This is a genomic window from Pseudomonas sp. PDM25 (genome assembly GCF_019219045.1).
Taxonomy (GTDB): domain Bacteria; phylum Pseudomonadota; class Gammaproteobacteria; order Pseudomonadales; family Pseudomonadaceae; genus Aquipseudomonas.
Genome location: NZ_JAHUWL010000006.1, coordinates 437,501 through 451,841 on the forward strand (window position 1 = coordinate 437,501; position 14,341 = coordinate 451,841).

Genomic DNA, 14,341 nt, shown 5'->3' on the forward strand with positions numbered 1-14,341 from the left:
CTCCAAAGAGGCATGCCCGTCATCCGGCATTGCGCAGATGCTCCATGGCCCACACCGCCGCCTCGACCCGCGAGCGCAAGCCGAGTTTGTGCAGCAGGTTTTTCACGTGAACCTTGACCGTGCCTTCGGTGATGCCCAGCTTGTGCCCGATGACCTTGTTGCTGAAACCGCTGGCGATGGTTTTCAGCACCTGGCGTTCACGCTCGGTCAGTTCCACCTCCGTCTGGCGCTGCGGTGAGCGCAGTGCCTGGGCCATGACCTGGGTCAGACCGGGGCTGATCACCAATTCGCCGTTCAAGGCATTGCGGATGTACTGAATCAACAGCTCGGGCTCCATGTCCTTGAGCAGATAGCCGTCGGCATCCAGACGCAGTGCGTCGCGAATATCGTCTTCGGCGTCCGAGACCGTAAACAGCAGCACCTTGCCGGTGTAGTGCATCGCGCGTAATTGGCGCAGGGTTTCAATGCCATTCATCAGCGGCATGTTGTTGTCGAGCAACACCAGGTCCGGTTGCAGCGGCTCGATCAGAGCGAGTGCTTCTTCACCGTTATTGGCTTCGCCGACGATCAGGAAATCATCTTCGAGTTCGAGCATCTGGCGGATGCCGTGACGCATCATCGGGTGGTCGTCGACCAGCAGGATGGTGTGTTGCAGGGACGGGTTCATGTGACGCTACCTTCTGTTTTCTGCCCGAGAAACTCCGGTTGGAATTCCAGTTGGACGCGGGTGCCTTGCGGCTCCCTGGAGACTATTTCGAGTTGACCGCTCAAGCTGCGGGCGCGCTCATCCATGATTTTCAGGCCGTGGTGTTCGCGTTGGTCGATGTTGCCGCTGAAGCCACGCCCGTCGTCTTCGACGATGAGCCTGACGGTTTCACCGGCCTGACGCAGTTGCAGCCAGGCGTTCTGCGCGTGGGCATGGCGCAGGCAGTTGGAGAGCGCCTCGCGGGTGATCTGCAAAATGTGGATTTGCTCGCTGGCCGATAACTGAAAGGCCAGCGCGTCGACGTGCAGGTGCACCTGGAATTCGCCGCGACGGGAGAATTCCTCGGCGGTGTCCTTGAGTTCCTGCACCAGTCCCGCATCGTGGATCTGCAAGCGAAAGGTGGTCAGCAATTCGCGTAACTGGCGGTAGGCATTATTCAACCCTTCGCGCAGTTCTGCGGTGACGTTTTCCAGGGTTTCCACCGGTTCGCCACGGCGCATCAAAGTCTGCAGGCGGCTGACTTGCAGTTTCATATAGGACAAGGCCTGGGCCAGTGAGTCGTGCAGCTCGCGGGCAATGATCGTGCGTTCGTCAAGCAGCAGCAGGCGATGATCCTGCTCCCGTTGGCGTTTGAGCGACAGCGAGGTGCCGATCAGGTTGGCCAGGGCCTGGATCAGTTGGGTTTCCCAGGCTTGCGTCGGGTGCCCGTCGACGAAGTGCGCCTTGAGTTCACCCAGTTCGCTGCCCTGATTGCTGATGCTGAAGGTTTGTGGACTGGCTTTATGGTGCTTCTGGCACGTGGCGCAATCGCTGCTGGCGCAGACTTCGCGGATGTTCGCGCCATGCAGGGCGAGCAACTGCTGGGCCGGTGCCTGCATTTGTCCTTGCAGGCACAGCGAAAGACGCAAGCCGGGCAGGCGTTGCTGGAAGCGCCGGATCAACTCATCCAGGCCTTCGGCATTGGCCAGGCGTGTGGCCAGGCTTCGACTGCTTTGGTACAGCAACTCGAGGGCGGCATTGGCTTGTTGCAGGTTCAGGGTTTTTTGCTGAACCTGACTCTCAAGGGTGCGATGGGAGTCTTCGATCGTCTCGGCCATGGCGTTGAAACTCGTGGCCAACTGGCCCAGTTCGTCCTGGGACTGATGATTGACCCGCACCTTGAAATCGCCGCGACGAAAGCGCTGGGTCGCATCCACCAACTCTTTCAAGGGCATGACGACCCCGTACTGCAATTCGTAGAGCCCAATCAGCAGGACGAACAGGGTGGTGAACAAGGCCAGACCCTGAATCACCTGTTGCCAGCCTTGCTTCTGTTCGCTTTGGCGTTGCAACAGGTTGACGAACTGGTTCAGTTGTTCAATGAAGGGCAGGGCCTGGACCTGAAAATAGGCGGCATCGCCGCGCTCCAGTGCCGGGCGCAAATCCTCGTTCCATTGCTGCTGTATTTGTCCGTAGCTGATTTGCAGCGCAGTGCTCGGGCCATCTTCCAGCACCGCTTTGAGTGACTGGCTGGTGAGACGGGTTTGCAGGCTGTCGCTGATGGCGATGATTTCTGAGGGCGTTGCACCCGCCGCCAGTTTCCAGCTCAGGTGGTAGGTCTCCATGCGCACCGAGCCTGCGGTGTTGATGGCGGCCGCATCGCCCTGGCTGAACCAGGCGATCAACCCGGCGCTCAACGAACTGGCGAGGGCGAGTACGGCGATCAGGATCACCGCCAGCCCGGCGCGAGCGGGCAGGGAGCTGCGCAACCAGCGGATCATCAGCGCAGGTCCCGGAAGAAATCAGCAAAACAGAACACGTGGAGCTCCAGGAAGGGGTTTTGCCGCCGATCCCGGGCGCGCTACCTCTAAAGAGTTGTCGACTGATCCTTGTCAGCAAAAACCTTGGCAGAAAACCTCAAGACGCTGATAAACCAACGGTTTCAGGGTTTTCCTGTACTACCTCCTTAGAGGTAGACCGCGCAAGCATAGGCCTATGCCCCCTTGGGCTTCGTTGACATGGATCAAGTTTTTGCGGGGTTGGCCTCTCTAGTCTGCCGCCATGGCTAACTGACTGGAGAGCATTTGTGAACCAACCCCGTGTACGACAAGGCCTGGTGCTGGGCATGAGCACATTGGCCTTCACTGTCTGTTTCATGGTCTGGATGATGTTTGCCGTGCTCGGGGTGCCGATCAAGGACCTTCTCCAGCTCAACGAAACCCAGTTCGGCCTGCTGGCCGCGACCCCGGTCCTGACCGGTTCGCTGGTGCGGTTGCCGCTGGGCCTGCTGACCGACCGCTTTGGCGGGCGTAGCGTGTTCTTCCTGTTGATGCTGGCCTGCGTGACGCCGCTGTACCTGATCAGTCACGCCACCGCCTACTGGCAGTTCCTGGTGCTGGGCTTGTTCGTCGGCCTGGCCGGCGGCTCGTTCTCGGTCGGGATTGCCTACGTCGCCAAATGGTTCGACAAAGAGAATCAGGGCTTTGCGATGGGCATCTTCGGCGCCGGTAACGCCGGGGCCGCGGTCACCAAGTTTCTCGCCCCGGCACTGATCGCTGCCGGCAGCTGGCAGCTGGTGCCGAAAGTCTTCAGCGCGATCCTCTTTATTACGGCGCTGTTGTTCTGGTTCCTCAGCGCTGAAAACAAGGACCACCGCAGTGCCACCGGCGCCACCTTGCGTGAGCAATTGAGCTCGCTGAAAGACCCGGCGGTGTGGCGCTACTGCCAGTACTACTCGATCGTCTTCGGTGGTTATGTCGCCCTCGCACTGTGGATGACCAAGTACTACGTGCAGGAATACGGCTTCAGCCTGCAAAGCGCGGCGCTGCTGGCGGCCTGTTTTTCCCTGCCCGGTGGCGTGCTGCGTGCGGTCGGCGGCTGGATGTCGGATCGCTGGGGTGCGCAAAGCGTGACCTGGTGGGTGTTGTGGGTCAGCTGGATCTGCCTGTTCCTGCTTTCGTATCCCCAGACTCAACTGCAAGTGCAAACGATCGACGGCCCGGTGGATTTCCACATCGGCCTCAACCCCGCTTTGTTCACCGTGCTGCTGTTCGTCATGGGCATCGCCTTCGCATTCGGCAAGGCCTCGGTCTTCAAATACATCGCCAACGACTACCCGAAAAACATGGGCGCGGTGTCCGGCATCGTCGGCCTCGCCGGTGGCCTGGGCGGTTTCGTGCTGCCGATCCTGTTCGGCGCCCTGGTGGACCTCACCGGCGTGCGCTCTTCCTGCTTCATGTTGATGTACGGCGTGGTCTGGGTCTCCCTCACCTGGATGTACTTCAGCGAAATACGCAAAAGCACGGTGCTGGGTAAAGCGCCGCGGCTGACCCCGTCCCCGATTTCCAGCATTGCCCTAGGAGAAGAACATGTCCGTTCTGCAAAAGCCTGACAAAGGCCCGGTCATTCATGACTGGCGCCCCGAGGACCCCGCATTCTGGGGAAGTAGCGGCAAACAGACCGCCACGCGCAACTTGTGGATTTCCATTCCTGCGCTGCTGCTGGCCTTTGCGGTGTGGATGGTCTGGAGCACGGTGATCGTGCGTCTGAACGCCATCGGTTTCACCTTCACCACCGACCAGCTGTTCTGGCTGGCGGCGTTGCCAGGCCTGTCCGGGGCGACCTTGCGCGTCTTCTATTCCTTTATGGTGCCGATCTTCGGTGGCCGTCGCTGGACGGCCCTGAGCACCGCATCGCTGTTGTTGCCCTCGATCTGGATGGGCTTCGCCGTGCAGGACCCTAGCACCTCCTACAGCGTGTTCGTGTTGATTGCCTTGCTCTGCGGTTTTGGTGGCGGCAACTTCGCCTCGAGCATGTCCAACATCAGCTTCTTCTACCCCAAGTCGCAGCAGGGCACGGCCCTTGGCCTCAACGCCGGGCTGGGTAACCTGGGCGTTTCGGTGATGCAGTTCTGTGTGCCGCTGGTGATTACCTTCGGTGTGTTCGGTTTCATGGGTGGCTCGCCGCAAGCACTGCCGGACGGCGGTCAATTGTGGTTGCAGAACGCCGGCTTCATCTGGGTGCCGTTTATTGTCCTGGTGACGGTGCTGGCCTGGTTCGGCATGAATGACCTGTCCAGTGCCCGCGCTTCTTTCAGCGAGCAGGCCGTCATCTTCAAACGCAAACACAACTGGCTGATGTGCTGGTTGTACCTGGCGACTTTCGGTTCGTTCATCGGTTTCTCCGCCGCGTTTCCGCTGCTGATCAAAACCTCGTTCCCGGATGTCATCGCCTTGAAATTCGCCTTCCTCGGCCCGTTGGTGGGTGCGCTGGTGCGTCCATTGGGCGGCTGGCTGGCGGACAAGCTCGGCGGCGCGAAAGTGACCTTGTGGAACTTCGTGCTGATGATCGTGATGGTCTTCGGTGTTCTGCACTTTCTGCCGCAAAGCGGCCAGGGCGGCAACTTCTACGGCTTCCTCGGCATGTTCATGCTGCTGTTCATTACCACTGGCATCGGCAACGGCTCCACCTTCCGCATGATCCCGGTGATCTTCCGCACCCAGCACGAAAAAGCTTCCGCCGGAAAACCACCCGCCGTGCGTGAACAAGCGCTGAAAAATGCCGGCAAAGAGTCAGCCGCCGTCCTGGGCTTCAGTTCGGCCATGGGCGCCTTCGGTGCGTTCTTCATTCCCAAATCCTTCGGCTCTTCGATGGCCCTGACCGGCGGCCCGGAGATGGCCTTCTACATGTTCGTCGTCTTTTACCTGAGCTGCATCGTGGTGACCTGGTGGTGGTACGCGCGCAAAGGCGCCGCGACACCCTGCTGAGACGACCCGAATCCAACCATTGCGTGGGCGGGGCACAGACTCCGCGACAAAGCCTGAGAGGACTACACCGTGAGTCATTTACTGGATCAATTGCGGTTTTTCAACCGCAAGCAAAACGAGTTTTCCGACGGTCATGGAGAGACCCGCAAAGAGTCTCGCGACTGGGAGAACGTCTACCGTTCGCGCTGGCAGTACGACAAGATCGTGCGTTCCACCCACGGGGTGAACTGCACCGGGTCCTGCTCGTGGAAGATCTACGTCAAGAACGGCCTGATCACCTGGGAAACCCAGCAGACCGACTATCCGCGTACCCGTAATGATCTGCCGAACCATGAGCCCCGTGGCTGCCCGCGTGGTGCCAGTTACAGCTGGTACATCTACAGCGCCAACCGGCTCAAGTACCCGAAAATCCGCAAGCCATTGCTCAAGCTCTGGCGCGATGCGCGGCAAACCATGGCGCCGGTGGAAGCCTGGGCCAGCATCGTCGAGGACAAGGTCAAGGCCGACTCCTATAAAAGCAAGCGCGGTATGGGTGGCTTTATTCGTTCCAACTGGGAAGAGGTCAACGAGATCATTGCGGCGGCCAACGTCTATACGATCAAGCAATACGGCCCTGACCGGATCGTCGGTTTCTCGCCGATCCCGGCCATGTCAATGGTCAGCTACGCCGCAGGCTCGCGTTACCTGTCGCTGATCGGCGGCGCCTGCCTGAGTTTCTACGATTGGTACTGCGACCTGCCACCGGCCTCGCCGATGGTCTGGGGCGAGCAGACCGACGTGCCGGAATCGGCCGACTGGTACAACTCCAACTACATCATTGCCTGGGGCTCCAACGTCCCGCAGACCCGTACCCCCGACGCGCACTTCTTTACCGAAGTCCGTTACAAGGGCACCAAGACCGTCGCGATCACTCCGGATTACTCGGAAGTCGCCAAGCTCACTGACCTGTGGCTGAACCCTAAGCAAGGCACCGATGCGGCGCTGGCCCAGGCGTTCAACCATGTGATCTTCAAAGAGTTCCACCTGGACAAACCGAGCGCCTATTTCACCGACTACGCCAAGCGCTTCACCGATTTGCCGGTGCTGGTGCTGCTCAAGCAAATGGTCGACAAGGCACCGGGCGCCGGTTACCAGCCAGACCGCTTCCTGCGCGCCAGTGACCTGACCGACAACCTCGGCCAGGAAAACAACCCGGAATGGAAAACCATCGCCCTGGATGTCAGCGGCGAACTGGTGTCCCCTCAGGGTTCCATCGGTTATCGCTGGGGCGAGAAGGGCAAGTGGAACATCCTGCCTCGTGAAGGCGGCGAAGGCCGTGAGATCGATCTGAAGCTGAGCCTGATCGGTGATGACGTGGCCGAAGTGGCCTTCCCGTATTTTGCCGGCGAGTCCCACGAGCACTTCCAGCACGTGGCCGGCGATGCCGTGCAATACCGCCGCGTGCCGGTGCACAACGTGGTGCTGGCAGACGGCAGCGTGGCCAAAGTCGCCACCGTGTTCGACCTGTCGGCCGCCAACCTGGCGATCGATCGCGGCCTCGGTGGCGAAAACGTGGCCAAGGATTACGACGACGCCTCGGTGCCTGGCACCCCGGCATGGCAAGAGCAGATCACCGGCGTCAGCCGTGAGAAAGCCATCCAGATTGCCCGTGAGTTCGCCGACAACGCCGACAAGACCAAGGGCCGCTCGATGATCATCGTCGGCGCGGCGATGAACCACTGGTACCACATGGACATGAACTACCGCGGGCTGATCAACATGCTCATGCTTTGCGGGTGTGTCGGTCAGACCGGTGGCGGTTGGGCGCACTATGTCGGTCAGGAAAAACTCCGTCCGCAGTGCGGCTGGCTGCCCCTGGCATTCGGCCTGGACTGGAACCGTCCGCCTCGCCAAATGAACGGCACCAGCTTCTTCTACGCCCACAGTTCGCAGTGGCGCCACGAGAAGATGAGCATGCACGACGTGCTCTCGCCATTGGCCGATAAATCGCAATTCCCTGAGCATGCCCTGGACTACAACATCCGCGCCGAACGCGCCGGCTGGTTGCCCAGCGCACCGCAACTCAACACTAACCCTTTGCACATTTGCCGCGACGCCGCTGCTGCGGGCATGGACCCGAAAGACTACGTGGTCAAGTCGCTGCAGGACGGTTCGCTGCGTTTCTCCTGCGAACAGCCGGACAGCCCGGTCAACTTCCCGCGCAACATGTTCATCTGGCGTTCTAACCTGCTGGGCTCCTCGGGCAAGGGCCACGAGTACATGCTCAAGTACCTGCTCGGCACCAAAAACGGTGTGATGAACGAAGACATCGGCCAGGTCGGCGATTGCAAACCCGAAGAAGCCGAATGGGTGGACGAGGGCGCCATCGGCAAGCTCGATCTGGTCACCACGCTGGACTTCCGCATGTCTTCGACCTGCGTCTATTCCGACATCGTGTTGCCGACGGCAACGTGGTACGAAAAAGACGACATGAACACCTCGGACATGCACCCGTTCATTCACCCGTTGTCGGCCGCCATCGACCCGGCGTGGGAATCGCGTTCCGACTGGGAAATCTACAAAGGCATCGCCAAGGCGTTTTCCAGCATGTCCGAAGGGCACCTGGGCGTTGAGAAGGACCTGGTGACCATCCCGTTGATGCACGACAGCGTCGGCGAACTGGCCCAACCGTTTGGCGGCACCGACTGGAAAAGCGCTGGTGTGGCACCGGAACCGGGCAAGAACGCGCCGAACCTGCACGTGGTGGAGCGTGACTACCCGAACATCTACAAGCAGTTCTCGTCCCTGGGGCCATTGCTGGAGAAAAACGGCAACGGCGGCAAAGGCATCAACTGGAACACCGAAGACGAAGTGAAATTCCTCGGTGAACTCAATCACAAAGAAGGCGATGCCGGTATCAGCCAGGGTCGGCCGAAAATCGACACGGCGATCGACGCCGCGGAAGTGATTCTGTCGCTTGCACCGGAAACCAACGGCCAGGTCGCCGTCAAGGCCTGGGCCGCGCTGTCGGAATTCACCGGCATCGACCACAGCCACCTGGCGCTGTCCAAGGCCCACGAGGCCATCCGTTTCCGCGACATTCAGGCACAGCCGCGCAAGATCATTTCCAGCCCGACCTGGTCGGGGCTCGAAGACGATCACGTCAGCTACAACGCCGGCTACACCAACGTTCACGAAGGCATCCCATGGCGCACCATCACCGGTCGCCAGCAGTTCTACCAGGATCACCCGTGGATGCAGGCGTTCGGCGAGCAACTGATGAGTTATCGGCCGCCGGTCAACACCCGCACCATCGAAGGGGTGAAAGGCAAGCGCAGTAACGGCCACAAGGAAATCGTCCTGAACTGGATCACCCCGCACCAGAAGTGGGGCATCCACAGCACCTACAGCGATAACCTGCTGATGCTCACCCTCAGCCGCGGCGGGCCGATTGTCTGGCTCTCGGAGAACGACGCGAAAAGCGCCGGCATCGAGGACAACGACTGGATCGAGTGCTTCAACGTCAACGGTGCGCTGACCGCCCGTGCGGTGGTCAGCCAACGGGTCAAGGACGGTATGGTGATGATGTATCACGCACAGGAACGGATCGTGAACGTGCCCGGTTCGGAAACCACCAAGACCCGTGGCGGCCATCACAACTCGGTCACCCGCGTCGTGCTCAAGCCGACCCACATGATCGGCGGCTATGCCCAGCAAGCCTACGGTTTCAACTATTACGGCACGGTCGGTTGCAACCGCGACGAATTCGTCGTGGTGCGCAAAATGTCCAAAGTCGACTGGCTCGATGGTTCAAGTGGCGATGACCTGCCACGTCCGCTGCCGACCGATATTGAGGAGAACTGAGATGAAGATTCGCTCACAAATCGGCATGGTTCTGAACCTGGACAAATGCATCGGTTGCCACACCTGCTCGATCACCTGCAAAAACGTCTGGACCAGCCGTGAAGGCATGGAATACGCCTGGTTCAACAACGTCGAATCGAAACCCGGGATCGGCTACCCGAAAGAATGGGAAAACCAGGACAAATGGAAGGGCGGCTGGATCCGCAACGCCAACGGCACGATCAACCCGCGCATCGGCGGTAAATTCCGCGTGTTGGCGAACATTTTCGCCAACCCGGACCTGCCGAGTCTCGACGACTACTACGAACCGTTCGACTTCGATTATCAGCACCTGCACACCGCGCCGCTGGGCGAGCATCAGCCCACCGCGCGCCCGCGTTCGCTGATTTCCGGCAAACGCATGGAAAAAATCGAGTGGGGCCCGAACTGGGAAGAGATCCTCGGCACCGAATTCGCCAAGCGTCGCAAGGACAAGAACTTCGACAAGATTCAGGCGGACATTTACGGCGAGTACGAAAACACCTTCATGATGTATTTGCCGCGCCTGTGCGAGCACTGCCTCAACCCGACGTGCGCAGCGGCGTGCCCGAGCGGGGCAATCTACAAGCGTGAAGAAGACGGCATCGTCCTGATCGACCAGGAGAAATGCCGTGGCTGGCGAATGTGCATCAGCGGCTGCCCGTACAAGAAGATCTATTTCAACTGGAAGAGCGGCAAGTCCGAGAAATGCATCTTCTGCTACCCGCGTATCGAAGCCGGGATGCCGACCGTTTGCGCGGAAACCTGCGTCGGGCGCATCCGTTACCTCGGTGTGCTGCTGTATGACGCCGATCGCATCAGCGAAGTGGCGAGCACCGCCAATGAGCAGGACCTGTACGAGAAACAACTGGAGATCTTCCTCGATCCGAACGACCCGGCGGTGATCCGTCAGGCCCTGGCCGATGGCGTACCGCAGTCGGTGATCGATTCAGCCCAGCGTTCGCCGGTCTACAAAATGGCCGTGGACTGGAAGCTGGCACTGCCGCTGCACCCGGAATACCGCACCTTGCCAATGGTCTGGTACGTACCGCCGCTGTCGCCGATCCAGAACGCCGCGACTGCCGGCACCGTCGGCATGAACGGGGTGATCCCGGACGTCGACAGCCTGCGTATTCCACTGAAGTATCTGGCCAACCTGCTGACGGCGGGCGATGAAAAACCGGTCAAGCGTGCGCTTAAGCGCTTGCTGGCGATGCGCGCCTACAAACGTTCCGAGCAAGTCGACGGGGTTCAGGACCTGCAAGTACTCAAGGATGTTGGCTTGAGCGTGGCCCAGGTCGAGGAGATGTATCGCTACCTGGCGATCGCCAACTATGAAGACCGCTTTGTGGTACCGAGCGCGCACCGTGAAGACGCCATGAGCGACGCCTTCGCCGAGCGCTCGGGCTGCGGTTTCAGTTTCGGCAGCGGCTGTAGTGGCAGCTCCGACACCAACATGTTCGGTGCGAAGAAAGCCAATCGCCGCGACATCCTGAAAACCGTCCAGTTGTGGGAGGAATGAGCATGCAAATTCTCAAAGTGATTTCGCTGCTGCTCGATTACCCGACCGAGACGCTGATTGGCGGTCGCGATGAACTGGAGCAGGCGATTATCCAATCACGGGAAATCAGCCCTAAACAGCGCGGTGCGTTGTTCGAATTGCTCGAGCTGATCTGCGCCAATGACCTGATGGACGGGCAGGAGCACTACGGTGCGCTGTTCGGTCGGGGCCGCTCGCTGTCGCTGCTGCTGTTCGAGCACGTGCACGGTGAATCCCGCGACCGTGGCCAGGCCATGGTCGACATGATGGCGCAATACGAAGAAGCCGGTTTTGCCATCGGCGTCAAAGAGCTGCCCGATTACATCCCGCTGTACCTGGAGTTCCTCTCCACCCGCGAAGACCTCGAGGCCCGCGAGGGCCTGGCGGATGTTTCGCACTTGCTGGCCTTGCTCGCGGCACGTCTGGAAGAGCGCGAAAGCGCCTATGCCAGCTGCTTCCGGGCATTGCTGCAAATTGCCGGGGCCGAGCCGCATCAGGCAGTCGCCGACCTGCGGGCGCAGGTCGCGGCGGAACCGCGCGACGACTCCCTCGAAGCCCTCGACAAGATCTGGGAAGAGGAGGCCGTGGACTTCCTCCAGGCCGAACAGCAGGACCGTTGCAGTTCACTGCCTAGCGCACCGGGCAAGGCCCGTGAGGAAAGCGCAGTGCCATTGCACTGGGTGGATTTTCAGCATGAAGGGCTGGCCGCCGTGCCAGCCAAGGAGGTAGGCAATGTCTAAATGGAACCTGTTGTTGTTCGGGGTCTATCCCTATGTCGCCCTGGCGATTTGCCTGATTGGCAGCTGGGCGCGCTTCGATCTGTCGCAGTACACCTGGAAAGCGGGCTCCAGCCAGATGCTCAATCAGCGCGGCATGCGCGTGGCGAGCAACTTCTTCCACATCGGTGTGCTGTTCGTACTGGCCGGACACTTTGTCGGCCTGCTGACCCCTGCGTCGATTTATCACCATGTGATCAGCACTGAGAACAAGCAGTTGTTGGCAATGGTTTCCGGCGGGCTCTTCGGTCTGCTGTGCCTGATCGGCCTGCTGATGCTGGTTAACCGCCGGCTCAGTGATCCTCGGGTCCGTGCCACTTCCAGTCCTTCGGACATCCTGGTGCTGCTGGTGCTGCTGGCGCAGTTGCTGCTCGGTCTGCTGACCATCGTCGCGTCCACCAGCCACATGGACGGCTCGGTGATGGTGATGCTCGCCGATTGGGCGCAGAACACCGTGCTGTTGCGTCCGGTGGAAGCAGCGGCGGCCATCGCGCCGGTCGGGTTGATCTACAAATTGCATGTGTTTCTCGGCTTGACCCTGTTTGTGCTGTTCCCCTTCACCCGTCTCGTACACATGATCAGCGCACCGATCTGGTACTTGGGGCGTCGTTATCAAATCGTTCGTCAGAAGTACTGAGGAGACAATCATGTCAGGTGGATGTGGATGTGGTGGCGGTAACGGGGGCAGCGGTGGCTGCGGTTCTTCAAAAAAAGCCGAGGTTGTTCTGGACATTGCGCCGGTCGCACAGGCGCAGTTTGAAGCGCTGCCGGTTGAGCCTGCGGGGGCCGATGACGCCCCGGCGCAGTTGATCGCCAGCAGTGAACAGGAATGGCCGATCATCAGCGTCAACGAGGTGTCGATCACCCCGGAGGCGATGGCCCAGGAGCTGCAATATCACCCGGCCGAAAGCCGCGAGGAGGCGGTCTTCCTGGCCGCCCGCGCGCTGGTGATCCGCGAGTTGTTGCAGCAGCGCATCACCGAACTCGGGGTGTCGCTGGAGATCGGCGCCGGTGAGAACGAAGAAGAAGCGGCCACGCGTTTGTTGCTTGAGCGTGAGGTGAAAGTGCCGCAGTGCGACGAGGAATCGAGCCTGCGTTACTACGAAAACAATCGCGGGCGCTTCCACAGCGCGCCGTTGTTGGCGGTGCGGCACATCTTGCTGGAGTGCGCGCCGGACGATGTCGAGGCCCGCGAACTGGCGCTTGGTCAGGCCGAAGTTCTGCTGCAGCAGCTGGATGAATTCCCCGGCAGTTTCGCCGAGCTGGCCGTGAAATATTCGGCCTGCCCGTCGAAGGCTCAAGGCGGTTCTTTGGGACAGATCAGCAAGGGCCAGACCGTGCCCGAGCTGGAGCGTCAGCTGTTCACTCTGGCACCAGGCCTGGCCAGCAAACCGCTGGAAAGTCGCTACGGCTGGCATGTGGTCAGCGTCGATCAGCGGATCGAAGGCATGCCGTTGCCCTATGAAGTGGTGTCGACGGCAATCCGCACGCAGTTGCAGCAAGGCGTCTGGCAGAAAGCCCTGGTGCAGTACCTGCAAACCCTGATCGGTGCAGCCGATATTCGTGGCATCCACTTGCAGGGCGCCGACTCACCGCTGGTGCAGTGAGCCTCGAGGCAAACCGGGAGAAGTGATGAACGCTGTGATGCAGGATGGTTTTGGGCGGCAGATCGACTATCTGCGGATGTCGGTGACGGACCGCTGTGATTTTCGCTGTGTGTATTGCATGGCGAAAAACATGACGTTCCTGCCGCGTCAGCAGGTGCTCACGCTGGAGGAATTGCAGCGCTTGGCGACGCTGTTCGTCGGCCTGGGGGTACGCAAAATCCGGTTGACCGGTGGCGAGCCGCTGATCCGCCCTGGCATTGTCGGACTGTGCCGCAACATCGCCGCGTTGCCCGGCTTGCGTGAGCTGGTGATGACCAGCAACGGCTCGCAACTGGGCCGTCTGGCCCGGCCGTTGGTCGACGCCGGGGTCAAGCGGATGAACATCAGCCTCGATAGCCTGGACGGGCAGAAGTTTCGGGCGATCACCCGCATCGGCGATCTCGACCAGGTGCTCAACGGCATCGAAGCGGCGCGGGACGCAGGGTTTGAGCGGATCAAGCTCAACTGCGTGGTGATGAAGGGGCGCAACTTCGATGAAGTCCCGGCGTTGGTGCAGTACGCGATTGATCAGCGCATCGATATCAGCTTCATCGAAGAAATGCCCTTGGGCGACGTCGGTCGTTCCCGAGGCGAATCGTTCTGTTCCAGCGACGAAGTGCGCACGCTGATCGCCAGCCAGCATCGCTTGCTCGACAGCACCGAAAACAGCGGCGGACCGGCGCGCTATGTGCGTCTGGAGCGCCATCCCGGGACGCGGATCGGTTTTATTTCGCCCAATAGCCATAACTTTTGTGGCAGCTGTAATCGGGTGCGGATGACTGTTGAAGGGAAGCTGTTGCTGTGTCTGGGGCAGGATGATGCGCTGGATTTGCGTGGATTGTTGCGGCGTTATCCGCTGGATGACCAACCCCTGATCAACGCGGTGCAGAAGGCCTTGCGCGGCAAGCCACTGCGCCATGATTTCAGTCCAGACGGGGAGGTACAGATTGTGCGGTTTATGAACATGAGTGGTGGTTGAACTGATCTGTAAAACACAGCAAATCCAATGTGGGAGCGGGCTTGCTCGCGAAGGCGGAGTGTCAGTCGACATCAATGTTGACTGACAC

The 14,341-nt window shown here is 60.3% G+C and carries 10 protein-coding genes; 8 read left to right on the forward strand and 2 right to left on the reverse strand.

Features of this window, described 5'->3' with window-relative positions; all coding sequences use genetic code 11:
- Positions 1-19: 19 nt before the first annotated feature.
- Both narL and KW848_RS14305 read right to left on the reverse strand, forming a co-directional pair.
- Complete coding sequence (narL, locus tag KW848_RS14300) at positions 20-667, reverse strand: two-component system response regulator NarL (RefSeq protein ID WP_218537231.1); 648 nt, start codon at positions 665-667, stop codon at positions 20-22.
- A complete protein-coding gene (locus tag KW848_RS14305) occupies positions 664-2,466 on the reverse strand; it encodes a HAMP domain-containing protein (RefSeq protein WP_218537232.1) in 1,803 nt (600 codons plus the stop codon). Before KW848_RS14305 ends, narL begins: the two co-directional genes overlap by 4 nt.
- 305 nt (positions 2,467-2,771) lie before the next feature.
- Here KW848_RS14305 and KW848_RS14310 point away from each other — a divergent pair, with 305 nt between their 5' ends.
- The 8 genes from KW848_RS14310 to moaA all read left to right on the forward strand — a co-directional run bounded on the left by KW848_RS14310 (position 2,772) and on the right by moaA (position 14,253).
- Complete coding sequence (locus KW848_RS14310) at positions 2,772-4,076, forward strand: nitrate/nitrite transporter (RefSeq protein WP_218537233.1); 1,305 nt, start codon at positions 2,772-2,774, stop codon at positions 4,074-4,076.
- On the forward strand, positions 4,054-5,451 hold the full coding sequence (locus KW848_RS14315; RefSeq protein WP_218537234.1) for a NarK family nitrate/nitrite MFS transporter: 1,398 nt from the start codon (positions 4,054-4,056) through the stop codon (positions 5,449-5,451). The genes KW848_RS14310 and KW848_RS14315 overlap by 23 nt, the downstream gene beginning before the upstream one ends.
- Positions 5,452-5,520: 69 nt before the next feature.
- On the forward strand, positions 5,521-9,294 hold the full coding sequence (locus KW848_RS14320; protein ID WP_218537235.1) for a nitrate reductase subunit alpha: 3,774 nt from the start codon (positions 5,521-5,523) through the stop codon (positions 9,292-9,294).
- Position 9,295: 1 nt separating this feature from the next.
- On the forward strand, positions 9,296-10,834 hold the full coding sequence (gene narH, locus KW848_RS14325; protein ID WP_033059086.1) for a nitrate reductase subunit beta: 1,539 nt from the start codon (positions 9,296-9,298) through the stop codon (positions 10,832-10,834).
- Positions 10,835-10,836: 2 nt separating this feature from the next.
- Positions 10,837-11,592, forward strand: coding sequence for a nitrate reductase molybdenum cofactor assembly chaperone (narJ, locus tag KW848_RS14330; protein WP_218537236.1), 756 nt, complete (start codon positions 10,837-10,839; stop codon positions 11,590-11,592).
- Entirely contained in the window at positions 11,585-12,265 is a 681-nt protein-coding gene (gene narI / locus KW848_RS14335; protein WP_111450193.1) for a respiratory nitrate reductase subunit gamma, read from the forward strand. Before narJ ends, narI begins: the two co-directional genes overlap by 8 nt.
- 10 nt (positions 12,266-12,275) lie before the next feature.
- Positions 12,276-13,235 (forward strand): peptidylprolyl isomerase, encoded by a 960-nt coding sequence (locus KW848_RS14340; RefSeq protein ID WP_218537237.1) that lies wholly within the window; start codon positions 12,276-12,278, stop codon positions 13,233-13,235.
- Positions 13,236-13,260: 25 nt separating this feature from the next.
- Positions 13,261-14,253, forward strand: coding sequence for a GTP 3',8-cyclase MoaA (gene moaA, locus KW848_RS14345; protein WP_218537238.1), 993 nt, complete (start codon positions 13,261-13,263; stop codon positions 14,251-14,253).
- Positions 14,254-14,341: the final 88 nt, after the last annotated feature.